The sequence below is a fragment of the Xanthomonas sp. BRIP62409 genome (assembly GCF_003992965.1).
Lineage (GTDB): Bacteria > Pseudomonadota > Gammaproteobacteria > Xanthomonadales > Xanthomonadaceae > Xanthomonas > Xanthomonas euroxanthea.
This window is the reverse complement of record NZ_QEZJ01000020.1, coordinates 332,678-348,116: the sequence shown is the minus strand read 5'-3', so window position 1 is coordinate 348,116 and position 15,439 is coordinate 332,678. Positions and strand designations below refer to the sequence as shown.

The window sequence follows — 15,439 nt, the reverse complement described above, 5'->3', positions numbered from 1 at the left end:
CGCGTGGCTCCCGGCGACCATTCAGTGCACGCCATACGCTTCCCTTCTCCCTCCGGGAGAAGGTGCCCGAAGGGCGGATGAGGGCACGCGCGCGCGCAGCACCGGCAAGCTTCTCGCTCCAGCGAATCCCCAATCCCCAATCCCAGCCGAAAAAACGGCCTACTCCGCCAACCCGAGCAACGCGTCCACGCGTTCGATCAGCTGCGTCCCCGCCAATCCCGCAAATACCTCCGGATGCGCATAGCCCCAGGCCACCGCGGTAAACGGCAAGCCCACCGTCTGCGCCGCTTCCCAGTCAGCGACCTGGTCGCCCACGTACACCGCCTGCGCTGCGGTATGCCCGGTGGCGCGCAGCACGCGGCGCAAGGCGCGCTGTTTGCCCAGCAGATGCGCGCCACCGTCGATGACGGCGAATGTCGCGCTCAGCTCCTCGCCCAGGGCGCGTTGCACATTCTCCACCGAGTTGGACGACACCAACGCCAGGCAGGTGCCGCGCGCGTGCAGGGTCTGCAGCACCGCGGCAATGCCGTCGAACAAGGCCATCGGCGGGGCGGCACGCATCAGGCGGATGAAGTCGGCAGCCACCAGCGGGATGCGCCAGGTGCTCAGGCCCGATTGCTTGAGCAGCGCGCGGGTGCTCAGGCGGCGCGCGGCGTCCACTTCATGCGCCTGCGCGGCGCGGAAGCCGTGCCGCTCGGCCAGCACGCGCTGCGTGCTCAGAAAGAAACCGAACGAGTCGGCCAGGGTGCCGTCGAAATCGAAGATGATCAGCTTGGGCATTGCAACGCAGGGATCAGGGCGGCATAGCCTAACCATTGCCGTGCACATGCCGCACGCAGGCACACCCATATGTGTGCGCGCAGGCGAGGCGACACCGCAAGGCGATCGGCACACCCACTGCAATCATCGCCAGGTAGGCGCGCGTCCGATGCCGGGAATCGGCACGTACCACGCGTACACTTCTACCAGGTGCACGCGCATCCACCCCACGCCCGTTGACTACTCGTCGTCAGCGACCCTCACGCCTCGGCGAAATGCGGCACGATCGGCGTATCGCCTTGCGCATGCTGTTCGATGACCTTGCGCTGCATCGCCGCCAGGTAGGCATCCAGTTCTTCGGTGGAGGCGAACACATCGCTCAGCGGCACTGCCTTGACCATGTCGAAGACCTTGCGGATCTGCGGCTGCGGGTTGGTCACCAGCACCTTGCCCTGGCGCGTGGCCAGCGCCTTGCGCGCCTTGAAGATGCAGCGGATGCCGGCGCTGGAGATGTATTCCAGCGCGGTCAGGTCCAGCACCAGCGTGGTGATCAGCGTGCCCAGCAGCGGCGACAGCGCCGCGTCCAGGTCCTGGTAGGTGTGGGTGTCCAGGCGCCCGGTCAGGATGACGCGTTGACGGGTGTCCTGCGGCGGGTCGATCTGGATGGCGAGCGTGGTCATGACAGTGCCTCGGGGACAGGGGCGTACGGATGGAGCAGGGTGACGCGCACCACGTTGTATGCACCATCGCGGCGGTAGTCGATGTGATCGGCGAACTGATGCACCAGAAACAGCCCCAGCCCGCCGATCTCGCGATCGTCGAGCTCGGCAGTCAGGTCCGGTGTCGCTGCGGCGCTGGGGTCGAAGGCGCTGCCGGGGTCGTGCATCTCCAGCACCAGCGCCTGCGGGTCCAGCTGCAGTTGCAGGCGTAGCGGCTGTTCGGCGCACTGGCCGTGGGTGAGCGCATTGCAGCCGAGCTCTTCCACGATCAGCCGCACCTGGCCGATGCGCTCGGCATGCAGGCCTTCCAGCGTGAGCGAGTGTTCCAGCGCGTCGTTGGCGCCGGCCAGCTGGGCCAGCGAGGGCGCGATGGCCAGATCGAGCTTCATCGGGTCGTTGCCTTTCCGGGTGCGTCCCGGCCAGCGTCTGCGACCCGCCCAGCATGCTCCTGGCGCAGCCGGATCGCCAGCAGGGTGATGTCGTCGTACGGGTCGGCCTGGCCGGTGAAGTGGGCGATGTTGGCGATCACCGCCTTGCACTGCGCCGCCGCGCTGCGGCGTGGCCGCAGTGCGCCGAGCAGGCGCTCCAGCCCATAGCTGGCGCCACGCTCGTCCATCGCCTCGGTTACCCCGTCGGTGTATCCCAGCAGCGTCTGCCCGGCGCTCATGCGGCCCTGCAGCACCGGGTAGGCGACCTGCGGCTCGATCCCCAGCGGCGCGCCGGTCTCCAGCGGCAACGGCCGCGCGGTGCCGTCGATGTCGATCAGCACCGGCGGCTCGTGGCCGGCGCTGGCCAGCCAGTAGTCGCCGCTCACCACATTGATCACCCCGCACAGCACCGTGGCGAACATGCAGGTGTCGTTGTTGTCGGCCAGCCGCGTGGAGGCGGCGATCAGGATGCTGTCCGGGCGCGTATGCCGGCGCGCGGCGATTTCCAGCACGCTCACCGCGCGCGCCATGAACAGGGCCGCCGGCACGCCCTTGTCGGACACATCGCCCACCACAAACCACAGCAGCCCCGGCTCGGTCTCCACGAAGTGATAGAAGTCGCCACCCACCGCCTTGGCCGGCTCCAGCCAGGCGCAGGTTTCCAGGTGCGAATTGGCGCGGTCGAAGGTGCGCCCGGAGGGGAGCATCGCCTGCTGGATCTCGCGCGCGATCTGCAGTTCGCTGTGCATGCGCTCGCGCGCGGCGGTCATCTCGCCGATCTGCGCGATGTGGTCGCGGATCGCATCGCGCGCGCTGTCGAACGCACGCGCCATCACGCCCACCTCGTCGCGGCGTTCGATGTGCGGCAGCGGGTAGTCGAATTCGCCGCGGCGAAAGTGCTCGGCGGTGTCGGTCAGTTCCTCGATCGGCCGCGTCAGCTTGCGGGTGATCCGCCCCATCAGCCACCACCACACCACCGCGCCCAGCCCTGCCGCCAGCGCCACCCACGCGGCCAGCCAGTTCAGTCCCGCCAGCACATAGCCTTCCGAGGCAGACAGCACAAAGGTCCAGCCGCTGCGCCCCACCGCCGCGCTATGGGTCAGAAAGCGCTCGCCGTCGGGGGCAGTGTGCGCGAACGAGATCGGCTGGCCGGCCGCCACCGCGCGCTGCAGCGGCAGCAGGTCCGGCCGCGCATGCGCCACGTACCGCTCCAGCGTGTAGCGCAGGTTGAGCGCCGGGTCGGGGCTGAACACCAGCATGCCTTCGGGCGAGAGCAGCATCGGCTGGATGCTGATGTCGCGCGGCAACTGGTCGATGATCTCGCGCAGGTGCTGCAGCGGCAGGTCCACGCTGACCATGCCCACCGGAGCGGCATCCACCGCATCGCCCGGGCGGCGCAACGGCAGGTTGTAGCTGGTGTACAGCGCGCTGCCGCCATTGGGATTGAGATACGGCTCGGACCACCACGCACGCCCTTCGCGCTGGGTGCGCAGGTACCACGGCATCGCGCGGTAGTCGTAGCCCAGCTCCTGCACCGATTTTTCCAGTACGCGCGTGCCGTCGCGATGCACGTACCAGACAAACCCGGTGTCGCGGGCCTTTTGCGTACGCGGCTCGATGATCAAACGCGCCGCGCCGATATCCGGGTCGCCGCTGAGCGTGGCCAGCAGCAGGGCGCGCAGATTGAACGGCTGCAGCCCCACCGCACTGCTGCTGGCGGCAAGCGTGCGGCCGCTCACCTGCACCGAATCCAGCATCGCCGCCAGGCTGCGCGCGGTCTGCTCGGTCAGGCCATCCACCTCGGTGCGCGCCGCCTCCACCAGCTCGGCGCGCGCGCCCAGGTAGAATACCGTGCCCAGCACCGCCAGCAACACCACCAGCACTGCGGTGGCGGCCAGCAACACCCGCATGCGCAGGCTGTGCCGCCAGTGCACCCGCGGGGTGACGGCCACGCCGTCGGCTGGCGATGTGGGACCGGTGGCGATGACGCGCTTCCTGGCGGCGGATGGCCCCGATCATGGCAGTTTTCCGCCGCCCGGCAACTGGCTCACGGGGGCCTCATCCTCAGCTGCCGTAAATTGACCCCGGCGGGTCAGCGAACTAGATTGACCCCCCCTATCGCCATGGAGGCCGGCCTTGCGCCAGATTCTGACCCCGAGCCTGCTGGCCCTTTTGCTTACGGCCTGTAACGCCCCGGAGACCAGCATGACCCAGACCCAATCCCCCGCAACCGAGGCCGCCGCAGAAGCCGACGTGGAGGCGGGCGGTCGCGGCCTTGCCAAGTTGAATCCCAACCCGCGCAAGGCGTATGAGGTCACCGTCAAGATCGACAAAGCACCGGGAGCGTTCGGAGCTGTCAATGGGTATGCGCAATACGATGTTACTAACGACAGCGAGTGTGGGCGTATCCACCCTGAAACAGGTGTCGGTCGTCGCATTACCAGTAACGAATCATTCGCTTTGCAGAAAGTCTCCGAGCAGGAGTATCGCGGCACCATCTACCTTGATCTCATGCAAGACGAGGATTACTACGGCCGTGGCGTATGTCATTGGGAATTGACTGGCACTCGCGTGTCGTTGAAGGCGACTGGTGCAGCCGCAGAAACAGAGTTTCTGCCGTTCCTCGATTCCAAGGACGTAATCTCCGGAAAGCCGGCGACACTCTATTTTTGGAAGGGCGGATACCCGCGCGAAGACATCGAAAACTATGCCGACATGGGGTTGCCCAACGCAGCAGATTTTAAGCCGGAGCTGCGTGAGGAACTGTTTTCGGTCACCGTTGTCGCCAAGGAAGCACGGCCATGAAGCCGACATCCCAGCAATATGCGGTTTTGTCGAACGACGGGTACGTCGACCGCGAGGTGGGTGTACGGCGGCCGGGCGATCGCGAGCGGTTAGATGTTGGCGGCGCGGCGTATGAAGTTCTGGAGCATGTCAACAATCGCAGGACCGGTTATCAGGGGACCATTTATCAGCGCGTAGGTGGCGGAGACATCGTCGTTGCGCATCGGGGCACCGAAGAAATTTATCGTGATGCCGTGCAGGCCGACGGTTCGATGGTGTTCAATCGCGACAATCCGCAGGCTGCTGATGCAATCGCGCTGACCAAGCATGCCTTGGACTACGCGGACAAGCAGGAGCAACGCAGCGGGCACGCTCCTGAAGTCAGCGTCACCGGTCATTCGCTGGGCGGCGCGTTGGCTCAGGTAGCAGCCCACCACTTCGATCTCAAAGGCGAGACATTCAATTCATACGGGGCCGCCAGCCTTGCATATCGGATACCCGAGGGCGGAACCAACGTGGTAAATCACGTGATGGCCTCCGATCCGGTCAGTGCGGCATCGCCCCATTTCGGGCAGGTGCGTATTTACGCAAGGCCGCAAGAGATTGCCGCGTTGAGCGGGGCGGGTTATAGCAACAGTCAGGCCAATTTTTTGATTCCTGATTCGCCCGTTGCCGCGTCGGTCGCTTCGCTTGGTTACCATAAATTAGGCAATTTTCTCGGCGAGCACTCGCCCCTCAATGACCCGAATGCCCGCCAGCTTGCCGCGAAGAACGAGCGGCTGATCAACGAGTACCGGTCAGATCTGAACGAGATCCGCGCCGGCATCACCTTGTTGAGTCGTGGCCCGAAGGGCCTCGGCCAGGACGCCATCGACGCCATTCGCGGCCCGCTCGCTCCTGGCGAGCCTGCCAAGCGCGACGCGCGCGAGCATGGCAACGAGCACACTTCGCTGCGCATCGATCAGCCGGGGCATGTGGGCAATGGCTTGTTCCAGGACGCGCAGCGCGGCGTGCAGGCACAGGATGCGCGCGCAGGGCGCACACCCGACCAGCAGAGTGCCCAGTTGTCCGGCTCGCTCGCCTCGGAAATGCACGCCGCCGGCGGCCAGCGCATCGACGCGGTGATGATGAGCCCCGATGCCGCCCGCACCTTCGCCGTGCAGGGCCGCGTGGACGACCCCGCGCAGCTGCGGGTCAGCGTGGAGACCATGACCGCGATGAACACCCCGCTGGAACAGAGCAGCCAGCGTGTGGCCGACAACGCCGCACGTCAGTCGCTGGCGCTGGAGCAGCAGCAAACGCAGACCCAGCAACAACAGCAGGGCGCACGCGCGCTGGGCTGAGTGCGCTCATGCATGCACGGGCGCGGAGCGGCCGACAAAACTGCTGCGCAGCCGTCAGGTGGGCGCGGCTGCTCCTCGGAAACGGCGTGGACAACGCATGCATTGCGGTGCTGAGCGCGCCAGCCGCACCATCTGATGGCCGCTCGCTACGCGCTGGGAGTCGCGCTTGATGCGGTGACTGCGTCCGACTCGCAGGGCTGACGCGGCGACGCTTCGATCTGCCAACTGCCGCCATCGAATGGTGCACAGGAAAAACGCCGGCTTGTCCGGCGTTTTTCGTTTCGGTTGCTGCCGATCCACGGACGCGAGCTTGTCGAGCGCGCCGAGCGGGCAGGGCAGCTGTAAGGCGAGGCGGCCTTCACCCGTCGGGCTGCTGCTGTCGAGCTGGAATCGCAGCTTGCCGCGTAGCGCCGGGGTGATCGAGCCAGGGTGGTCGTTACAGAATCAGCTGTCAGCCACAGCCACAGCCACAGCCACAGCCACAGTCACAGCCACAGCCACAGTCACAGCCACAGTCACAGCCACAGTCACAGTCACAGTCACAGCCGCAGTCACAGTCACAGTCACAGTCACAGCCACAGCCACAGCCGCAGCCGCAGCCACAGCCACAGCCACAGCCACAGCCGCAGCCGCAGCCGCAGCGCGCGGTGAGTGGCGTGCGTACGGCGATGGTGTGCGCTTCCAGTAACGCGCCCCGGTGCCGGGAAGTCGGCAGCGCGTCATCGCGCCGCATCGCATCGAGCCCAGGTCTGCTTGTGCTGCCCTAACAGTCGACCACGCCTGTCACCTCAGCGACGGATCGCCAGTAAAGAGCCGCTGCGCACTACCGCGCCGGTTTTCTGTTGCACCTGCACAACAATGCGCTGGCGAAAAGATCGCCAGTTCGCTGGCGCAAGGCGTTTGCCGCCGCGAGATATGCCGCAACGGCGCAGCAGCTATAGCGAGCGCGACAGCATTGCGCTGCCGTGCTGGAATCGCCACCTTCTTGCAGCGTGCGTGGCATCGCGGCATTGCCCGCAGCACCGCACCACGCGCAGTGAGGTTCAGGGGGGAGGCAGGGCGCCATGTGGCGCGACATCCATCGATCAAGGGAGAGGGTTTCATGCACGTTTTTCGCAAGGGATACCACCGTTTGCTGCTGGTGCTGCTGCTGGGCGGTGTCAGCGCCGGCGCAGGCGCGCAGGGCATCGCCAAGGGCGCCGATGTCAGCTGGCTCAACCAGCAGGCTGCGGCCAACCCGCCGCAGGTGTTTCGCGATGCGGCCGGCAACACCACCGATTTCATCAAGCTGTTCAAGGACGTGGGCGGCAACGCCATCCGCCTGCGCGTGTGGGTCAACCCGTCCGGCGGCTGGAACGACGGCCGCGACACCCTGGACAAGGCCAAGCGCGCCGCCGCGCAGGGCATGCGCATCATGATCGACTTCCACTACAGCGACAGCTGGGCCGACCCCGGCAAGCAGACCAAGCCGGCTGCCTGGGCGGGCCACTCCGTCGCCCAGCTCAATACCGATGTCTACAGCCACACCCAGGGCATCCTCAAATACCTCAAGGACAACGGCATCACCGTCAGCTGGGTGCAGGTGGGCAACGAGATCAACAGCGGCATGCTGTGGAACGAGGGCAAGACGCCCAACTTCGCCACGCTGGGCCAGTTCATCAACAGTGGCTACAACGCCACCAAGGCGGTGTACCCCAATGCCAAGGTCATCGTGCACCTGGCCAACGGCTACGACAACGCCAACTTCCGCTGGTTCTTCGACAACCTGCGCTCGGCCGGCGGCAAGTGGGACGTCATCGGCATGTCGCATTACCCGCCGGTCGGCAGCTGGCAGGACTACAACACCCGCCTGGACACCAACATGCGCGACATGATCTCCCGCTACGGCAGCGACGTGATCGTGGCCGAGGTCGGCATGGACTGGCAGCAGGCCGCCACCACCCGCGCCATGCTCACCAACCTGCTCAGCCGCAGCAATGCCATCGGCTCGCGCGTGCTCGGCATCTTCTACTGGGAGCCCAACGCCTACCCCGGCTGGCAGGGCTACACCATGGGCGCGGTCAACAACAACGGCCAGCTGACCGAAGCCCTGCAGGCGTTCTGACCAACCCGTCCCCGTAGGAGCGCACCCGGGCGCGACGGGCATTACCGGGAATGCCCGTCGCGCCCAGGTGCGCTCCTACGGTTGGGCGTGCAGAAATGCCAACTGGCCGCGCAATGGCCACCTCGACGCTACCCGCCCGCCAGCGCCGATGGCCGGATGTTCTGCCAGAGACCGCCTGCCGCACCCCCAGAGCTCACCCCCTCGTAGGAGCTCACCCGGGCGCGACGGGCGTTACCGGGAAAGCCCGTCGCGCCCAGGTGCGCTCCTACGTTGGTCCGTTCCGCGCCGGGCCCGGCGGCCGCCACCCGCCGCCGGCCCTTATCCTTTGGTCGTACACCGGCAGCGCCCGCTGCGCCGGATCCTCGCCCCAGCCGGCATCGGTACCTCGCCCACGCACGACACCGTCCCATTCCATACGCCCCCGTAGCGAGGAATGGCAACAGGTGCGTGCGGTACACTTGGGGGTTCACGAATTCACGATGTCGACACACCCGCGGGGTGTGTCCCCCCGGGAGCGCTAATGAACTGGTTGAACGAAGTGCTGCACAACGATCCGAACCCGCTCGAGACGCAGGAGTGGCTCGAATCGATCAAGGCCGTCATCGACGTCGAAGGCCCGGAGCGCGCCCATCAGCTGCTGGAAGGCATGGTCGAACAGACCCGCCGCGCCGGCGCTTACCTGCCGTTCTCGCCCACCACCGAGTACGTCAACACCATCGCACCGGCCAACGAGGCCAAGAACCCCGGCGACTCCGCGCTGGAGTGGAAGATCCGCTCGATCATCCGCTGGAACGCCATGGCCACCGTCGTGCGGGCCAACCGCAAGCCGGGCGACCTGGGCGGCCACATCGCCTCGTTCGCCTCCAGCGCCACGCTGTACGACGTGGGCTTCAACCACTTCTGGCGCGCGCCCAGCGACCAGCACCCGGGCGATCTGCTGTTCATCCAGGGCCATAGCGCCCCGGGCGTCTACGCCCGCGCCTTCCTGGAAGGCCGCATCAGCGAAGCCCAGCTGGACAACTTCCGCATGGAAGTGGACGGCCAGGGCATCTCCTCCTACCCGCACCCGTGGCTGATGCCCGAGTTCTGGCAGACCCCTACCGTGTCGATGGGCCTGGGCCCGCTGGCCGCCATCTACCAGGCGCAGTTCATGCGCTACCTGGAAAACCGCGGCCTGATCGAGAAGTCCGACCGCAAGGTGTGGTGCTTCATCGGCGACGGCGAGTCTGATGAGCCAGAAACCCTCGGCGCCATCGCGCTGGCCGGCCGCGAAGGCCTGGACAACCTCATCTTCGTGGTCAACTGCAACCTGCAGCGCCTGGACGGCCCGGTGCGCGGCAACGGCAAGATCATCCAGGAACTGGAAGGCGTGTTCCGTGGCGGCGGCTGGAACGTCATCAAGCTGCTCTGGGGCGGCTACTGGGACGCGCTGCTGGCCAAGGACACCGACGGTGTGCTGCGCAAGCTGATGATGGAAACCGTCGACGGCGAATACCAGAACTGCAAGGCCTTCGGCGGCGCCTACACGCGCGCCAACTTCTTCGGCAAGTACCCGGAGACTGCGGCCATGGTCGCCGGCCTGTCCGACGACGACATCTGGCGCCTGAACCGTGGCGGCCACGACCCGCACAAGGTGTACGCCGCCTACCACCAGGCCGTGAACACCAAGGGCATGCCCACCGTGATCCTGGCCAAGACGGTCAAGGGCTATGGCATGGGCTCGGCCGGTGAGGCGCTCAACCCCACCCACCAGACCAAGAAGCTGGACGACGCGGCGGTCAAGCACTTCCGCGACCGCTTCAACATCCCGGTGACCGACGCCCAGCTGGAAGACGGCCAGGTGCCGTTCTACCACCCCGGCGAAGATTCCCCGGAAGTGCAGTACCTCAAGGAGCGCCGCAACGTGCTGGGCGGCTTCCTGCCGTCGCGCCGTCCCAAGGCCAGCAAGTCGTTCGTGGCGCCCACGCTCGACAAGTTCGAGCGCCTGCTCAAGGACAGCGGCGAGCGCAGCTATTCCACCACCATGTCCTTCGTGCAGAGCCTCAACATCGCCCTGCGCGACAAGGAACTGGGCCCGCGCATCGTGCCGATCGTGGCCGATGAGGCGCGCACCTTCGGTATGGAAGGCATGTTCCGCCAGATCGGCATCTATGCCCCGTTCGGCCAGAAGTACAAGCCGGTCGATGCCGACCAGCTGATGTACTACCGCGAAGACCAGACCGGCCAGGTGCTGCAGCAGGGCATCAGCGAGCCGGGCGCCATCGCCTCGTGGATGGCCGCCGGCACCAGCTACTCGGTGTCCGACGTGCCGATGCTGCCGTTCTACATCTACTACTCCATGTTCGGCTTCCAGCGCGTGGGCGACATCGCCTGGCAGGCAGCGGACATGCGCACGCGGGGCTTCCTGCTCGGTGGTACCGCCGGCCGCACCACGCTCAACGGCGAAGGCCTGCAGCACGAAGACGGCTTCAGCCAGGTCATTGCCGGCTCCATCCCGAACGTGCGTAGCTACGACCCGACCTTCGGCTTCGAAGTCACCGTCATCATGCAGCACGGCATGAAGGCGATGATGGAAGACCAGATCGACGAGTACTACTACATCACCCTGATGAACGAGAACTACGCCCACCCCGGCATGCCTGACGGCGCAGCCGAGGGCATCATCAAGGGCATGTACCTGCTCAAGGACGCCGGCAAGCCCAAGAAGGGCGAGCTGCGCGTGCAGCTGCTGGGCAGCGGCACCATCCTGCGCGAGGCCATTGCCGCGGCCGAGCTGCTGGACAAGGACTTCGGCGTCACCGCCGACATCTGGTCCTGCCCCAGCCTCAACGAAGTGCGCCGCGACGGCTATGCCGTGGAACGCTGGAACCGCCTGCACCCGGAGGCCGAACAGCGCAAGCCCTACGTCACCCAGCTGCTGGAAGGCCGCCAGGGCCCGGCCATCGCCGCAACCGACTACGTGCGCGCCTTCGCCGACCAGATACGCGCCTTCGTCCCGATGACCTACACCGTCCTCGGCACGGATGGGTTCGGTCGCTCGGATACGCGTGCCAACCTGCGCCGCTTCTTCGAGGTCGACCGCTATTACATCGCGCATGCGGCGATTGCCGCGCTGGCGAAGGATGGCAAGATGACCGGCAAGGATGTGGCCCGGGCGATCAAGCAGTACAAGATTGATCCGGAGAAGGCGAATCCTGTTGGGGTTTGATTCTGTATTTATGTTTGAAAAAAAAGCGGCCTCCGGGCCGCTTTTTTTTTCGCGTATGGGTATGATCGATAGACGCATCAATCTTAAGGAGCAGGCGAAATCCATGGAACTTAGCGAAAAAACTCTTCCTACAGCGATTGGAAAGCTCCTGGAGCTCAATAATTATTCTATCGAGTACAGCTTAAAAGTTGCTGGGGCCGAGATAGATATTGTGGCAGTGCCAAGAGGGCGGCCTTTTGATGTTCCCCTTTATATTGAGGCCACAATTCAATACGTCGATACTACAAAATATGGAAAAGATGCAACCAAATTTATTTTGGTAAAGCAGAAATTTCCGGGTGCGAGATGTATATCAATTAGCACTGCAGGGTTTACGCCAGATGTGAGAGAAAGGGCGCGGGAAGCTGGAATAGATGTATTCAGCTACTCTCAATTTTTCTCTAGTTTTGAGAGATTTGATCCGTACATAAAATTAGTTAAGGACAATCCAGTAGTAACCTCGCTCTTGGAAGCCTACGAGGAGCCATTTTTCAACGACGGAAGCGGGGAGGAGCTTGCCACCGAATGGTTGAAAAATTGGAAAAATAATGACACTAATTCACCTTGGTTGGTTGTTCTAGGGGAATATGGAACCGGTAAAACAGCTCTCACGCAAAAAATTCAGAGCGACTGGATTGACGCGTACAGAAATGACGCCAGCGAGCCAATTCCTCTCCGAATCGAGCTGCGAAATTTCTCTAGACAATTTGATGCAAGATCACTGATTCACCATTTTCTTGATACTAGTGGACTTGGTCATGTCCCTATTGATTTTATTTTTCATTTAATAAGAAATCGGCGTGTAATATTGGTGCTGGATGGTTACGATGAAATGGCTCAATTTTTAAATGCTAGGGAGCGAAGAACTTGTCTCGCCGCACTCGCGGATCTTGCATCTGAAGGAGCGAAGGGAATTTTGACGAGTCGACCTAATTATTTCACTGAGACGGAAGAGTTGCACGTATTCGAAGCTCTTTATGCTTCATTGGAACAGAATAAGTACAACTTAGGTCAGCTTGATAAAGTTTACATTGCAGGTGAACGGTCAATCGATCAGCTTCTTGAAAAATACGTGCTGAATAAAAAAGAGCGCTACCTTCGGGATCTTACGCAGGCCCAGGCTGAGGCGCTGATAAAACGAAAGCTTGTTGATGATGTTGCTGGGCAGGAAATAATAAGTTCTTTATTGGCGAAAATATTCAGAGAGGAATCAGACGGGAAGCGTCAGTCCCTTTCGGGTAAGCCAGTTATCGTTTCCTATTTGTTAGAGCTTGTAAATGAGCTTAGGGCGGACGGAGACGAGAAGCAAGCATCGAGCCTTGGTGAGTGGCAGATCTATAAGTTGATTATCGATCGTCTCATGATGCGCGATTTACAGCGCTCGCCAGCTATCGCGCCTAATGACCGAAGAGAGGCTTTGCAGCTACTTGCCCTCATTATGTCTGGAAAAGAAAAAGTAATTGCAACGGAGGATGAATTTAACGAAGTGATCTTTGATCAGTTTAAATCTTCCTTGCGGCGGGTTTCTGGTGAGGAGCGTCGTGCGAAGCAAGATGAGCTTTTCCAGGACCTCCGGAGCTCTTCAACGCTTACAAGAACTGAGGTAGGAGGTGGTAAGAGCGGTTGGATATTTTCACATAATTCGCTCCGTGAATATTTAGTTACCGAGCTGTGCGTAAGCACAATTATTAGGGAGGATCCGCTTGAAAACTATTTCCCCATAACAAAGCCAATGCAGTCGTTTGTTGGTTCGCTACCATCTGATGCCGCTACAGCATACTTAAATAGTTTAGGGGAGCAGTGGTCAAAAAAACGATTTGCCAACCTGGGCGCTTATTTGAGTTTAAGTTCAGATCTTATGGCTCGCCAAGAAGGCGGATTTTATAAAGCTTTGTCACGAGTCATCGGGAAAGGGGCCAACACTCTTGACTTCGAAGCTGTTCATGTGCAGGACTATGATCTTGCTGGATTCACGGACAGGAAGCGAATCGTAATAAAGGCGTCTAATTCAACGCTGGTTGAAGTATCTTTCAAGGGGCTTGACCTGAATGGCAGCGAATTTAGATCTTGTACATTAGATTCTGTAAGTCTTTCTGGCGCGGACCTTAAGAGGTCGGACTTTACTTCTTCTTGGTTGTTCGAATGTGACATGTCGGGTGCAGATGTGAATGGTGCAGATTTCCGTGGCTTGGAAAAGGATTCAAGCTTTATCGTAAAGTCGGGCGATGCGCTTGCGGTTTTGGTTGGAGATTCGGCGATCGGGTGGCTTCGATTTAATGGCGCTACTACGGACGATGTTGATTCCTTTTATGAGCTTCAGCATCACGAAAAATTCTCAATTGTTTATAAAATATGCGAAAATATTTCAGATCAAAAAAATAGTCAGTTGCGTGGCTTGACTCAACGTGGCGCTGCAAATATAGATCCGCCATTCGCTCGGGATTTTATAGGTAATTTAAGAAGTGCTGGGTTGATTGAGATTGTAAAAAATGAACTTGTTTCGACAACTAGTGAGGGACGAAAGCAGATAACTCGTATGATCGATCACAACGAAATGCCAGTTGTAATTGAGTCCTTCCTTCGAGCAAATCGCTGAATGGGTGAGTGGGAAAGAAAGGCAAAAGAGCAAAAGGGACGGAGGTAATTAAGCGAACCGGTCGTAAAGGCCCGCGCGGCGATGTCTGATAGCGGGCCTGTGTCGCTGCCGTCAGGCTCAGGTCTTCTAAGAGGCCCGGGTATGCCGCGTCAGCCGCGTCTGGAACTGCCCAGCGTTCCGATGGGAATAACGGTGGGAATAACGGGGTCGGAATAACGGGGTCAGGTTAACTTATCAGTCGGCGGTGTTCGGTTTGGGTGGCCGATGAGCGGGCCTGACGCCGGCAAAGCGGTGGGTCTTGGCTTCGACCATTGCGCGGAAGGCGTCGTGGCCCAGGGCTCGCTGCTGCTGTAGATGAAGACGAATGTTGGTAAGCAGTTCGTCGGAGAGGGTTTCATCGAGCAGAGCACGGTAGGCGTTGGATCGCTCGATCGGGTCGCTGCCAAGCGCAAGCCAACAGGGATGTGGTGTCAGTGCGGAGTGCTTGCGCTGGCCTAGGTTGGCTGGGCAGCTGGACCAACGATACGCTGCCGGGTTATCGGTCAGGCGAGCACGCACGGGATTGAGCTCAATGTAGCGATAGCAGCGAAGGACGTAGTCCGCACTGTCCACAAGACACGCTTTGTACCGCCCCTCCCAGAGCGTACCAGTGCGCCCGTAGCGGCCATTGAACAATGCGACGTAGTTTCGCCCAAGCCGCTGCATCAGTTGCCCGATCCGTCCCGCATCAGGTGGCGTGACTAACAAGTGCACATGGTTGTCCATCAATACGAAAGCATGCAGCTGACAGCCTGTGGCGTGCAGGACCTCATGCATCAGGTGCAGATAGCGCAATCGATCGCCATCATCCAGAAAGCAGGGCAACCGGTTGTTCCCGCGCTGCACGATGTGCTGCGGGATGCCGGGAAGGTCGATGCGTGGAAGTCTGGTCATGGCACAAGACTCGCAGCCAGGCGTTGGTGCTGATAGCGAGGAAACCTCTCGAGAGCTGACGACGTAGCCTGAAATTTGTGTAGGAAGTGAACCTGACCCCGTTAGCGGCATCGACCATCTCGCGGAAGGCGTGGCGGCCCAGGGCTCGCTGCTGCTGAGATAAAGACGGATGTTCAGTTCGTCAGACAGGATTTCATCGAGAAGGGCGCGGTAGGCGTTGGATAGCCAAACCGGGTCGCTTCAAGCGCAAGCCAACAGGGATGTCGCGTCAGTGTTGAATGCCCTTGTTGCCTAGATTGACTGCGCATCTTGACGGGCCATACGCTAAAGGATCATCTGTTGCGTGAGCGTGTATTATAGTGAGTTATATAAGAGCGGTAGCAACGAAGTCCATAGTCAGTGTTTGCAAAGGACTGATTTATAGTGCCTCTCCTGCACTGTGCCGAATAAGGCCTTGATGAAAATTCAATGCCACCAAGCAATTGTATAAAAACCGTCACATAAGTCTCTCGAAATTTTAAAATTT

The 15,439-nt window shown here is 61.5% G+C and carries 10 protein-coding genes; 5 read left to right on the top strand and 5 right to left on the bottom strand.

Annotated features, from left to right (window positions below; translation table 11 throughout):
- Nucleotides 1-159: 159 nt before the first annotated feature.
- The 4 genes from EO170_RS10700 to EO170_RS10685 form a co-directional block, all read right to left on the bottom strand.
- Complete coding sequence (locus EO170_RS10700) at nt 160-780, bottom strand: HAD hydrolase-like protein (RefSeq protein WP_126944759.1); 621 nt, start codon at nt 778-780, stop codon at nt 160-162.
- 239 nt (nt 781-1,019) lie between these two features.
- Nucleotides 1,020-1,439: an STAS domain-containing protein gene (locus tag EO170_RS10695; RefSeq protein WP_005923815.1), complete on the bottom strand. Its 420-nt coding sequence runs from the start codon at nt 1,437-1,439 to the stop codon at nt 1,020-1,022.
- Nucleotides 1,436-1,867 (bottom strand): ATP-binding protein, encoded by a 432-nt coding sequence (locus EO170_RS10690; RefSeq protein WP_104585696.1) that lies wholly within the window; start codon nt 1,865-1,867, stop codon nt 1,436-1,438. Before EO170_RS10690 ends, EO170_RS10695 begins: the two co-directional genes overlap by 4 nt.
- The gene (locus EO170_RS10685) at nt 1,864-3,816 is read right to left on the bottom strand and encodes a SpoIIE family protein phosphatase (protein ID WP_232099323.1); all 1,953 of its coding nucleotides are present in this window, start codon (nt 3,814-3,816) and stop codon (nt 1,864-1,866) included. The genes EO170_RS10690 and EO170_RS10685 overlap by 4 nt, the downstream gene beginning before the upstream one ends.
- 235 nt (nt 3,817-4,051) lie before the next feature.
- Here EO170_RS10685 and EO170_RS10680 point away from each other — a divergent pair, with 235 nt between their 5' ends.
- From EO170_RS10680 to EO170_RS10655, 5 genes are all read left to right on the top strand, one after another.
- Nucleotides 4,052-4,711: a hypothetical protein gene (locus EO170_RS10680; RefSeq protein ID WP_126945430.1), complete on the top strand. Its 660-nt coding sequence runs from the start codon at nt 4,052-4,054 to the stop codon at nt 4,709-4,711.
- A complete protein-coding gene (locus tag EO170_RS10675; RefSeq protein WP_126944756.1) occupies nt 4,708-6,033 on the top strand; it encodes an XVIPCD domain-containing protein in 1,326 nt (441 codons plus the stop codon). Before EO170_RS10680 ends, EO170_RS10675 begins: the two co-directional genes overlap by 4 nt.
- Nucleotides 6,034-7,135: 1,102 nt before the next feature.
- On the top strand, nt 7,136-8,137 hold the full coding sequence (locus EO170_RS10665) for an arabinogalactan endo-1,4-beta-galactosidase (protein ID WP_126944753.1): 1,002 nt from the start codon (nt 7,136-7,138) through the stop codon (nt 8,135-8,137).
- A 520-nt stretch (nt 8,138-8,657) separates the two neighbouring features.
- A complete protein-coding gene (gene aceE / locus EO170_RS10660) occupies nt 8,658-11,345 on the top strand; it encodes a pyruvate dehydrogenase (acetyl-transferring), homodimeric type (RefSeq protein ID WP_024937855.1) in 2,688 nt (895 codons plus the stop codon).
- On the top strand, nt 11,335-13,980 hold the full coding sequence (locus tag EO170_RS10655; RefSeq protein ID WP_164741001.1) for an NACHT domain-containing protein: 2,646 nt from the start codon (nt 11,335-11,337) through the stop codon (nt 13,978-13,980). Before aceE ends, EO170_RS10655 begins: the two co-directional genes overlap by 11 nt.
- 234 nt (nt 13,981-14,214) lie before the next feature.
- On the opposite strand, the gene EO170_RS10650 is transcribed toward EO170_RS10655, so the two are convergent.
- Nucleotides 14,215-14,913, bottom strand: coding sequence for a transposase (locus EO170_RS10650; protein WP_126944747.1), 699 nt, complete (start codon nt 14,911-14,913; stop codon nt 14,215-14,217).
- Between the last annotated feature and the right edge of the window lie 526 nt (nt 14,914-15,439).

What these genes read in the sequence shown, in the direction of transcription:
- EO170_RS10675 (WP_126944756.1), top strand. Translation starts at nt 4,708, where the DNA reads ATGAAGCCGACATCCCAGCAATATGCGGTTTTGTCGAACGACGGGTAC.
- EO170_RS10690 (WP_104585696.1), bottom strand. Translation starts at nt 1,867, where the DNA reads ATGAAGCTCGATCTGGCCATCGCGCCCTCGCTGGCCCAGCTGGCCGGC.
- EO170_RS10695 (WP_005923815.1), bottom strand. Translation starts at nt 1,439, where the DNA reads ATGACCACGCTCGCCATCCAGATCGACCCGCCGCAGGACACCCGTCAA.
- EO170_RS10700 (WP_126944759.1), bottom strand. Translation starts at nt 780, where the DNA reads ATGCCCAAGCTGATCATCTTCGATTTCGACGGCACCCTGGCCGACTCG.
- EO170_RS10650 (WP_126944747.1), bottom strand. Translation starts at nt 14,913, where the DNA reads ATGACCAGACTTCCACGCATCGACCTTCCCGGCATCCCGCAGCACATC.
- aceE (WP_024937855.1), top strand. Translation starts at nt 8,658, where the DNA reads ATGAACTGGTTGAACGAAGTGCTGCACAACGATCCGAACCCGCTCGAG.
- EO170_RS10665 (WP_126944753.1), top strand. Translation starts at nt 7,136, where the DNA reads ATGCACGTTTTTCGCAAGGGATACCACCGTTTGCTGCTGGTGCTGCTG.
- EO170_RS10685 (WP_232099323.1), bottom strand. Translation starts at nt 3,816, where the DNA reads ATGCGGGTGTTGCTGGCCGCCACCGCAGTGCTGGTGGTGTTGCTGGCG.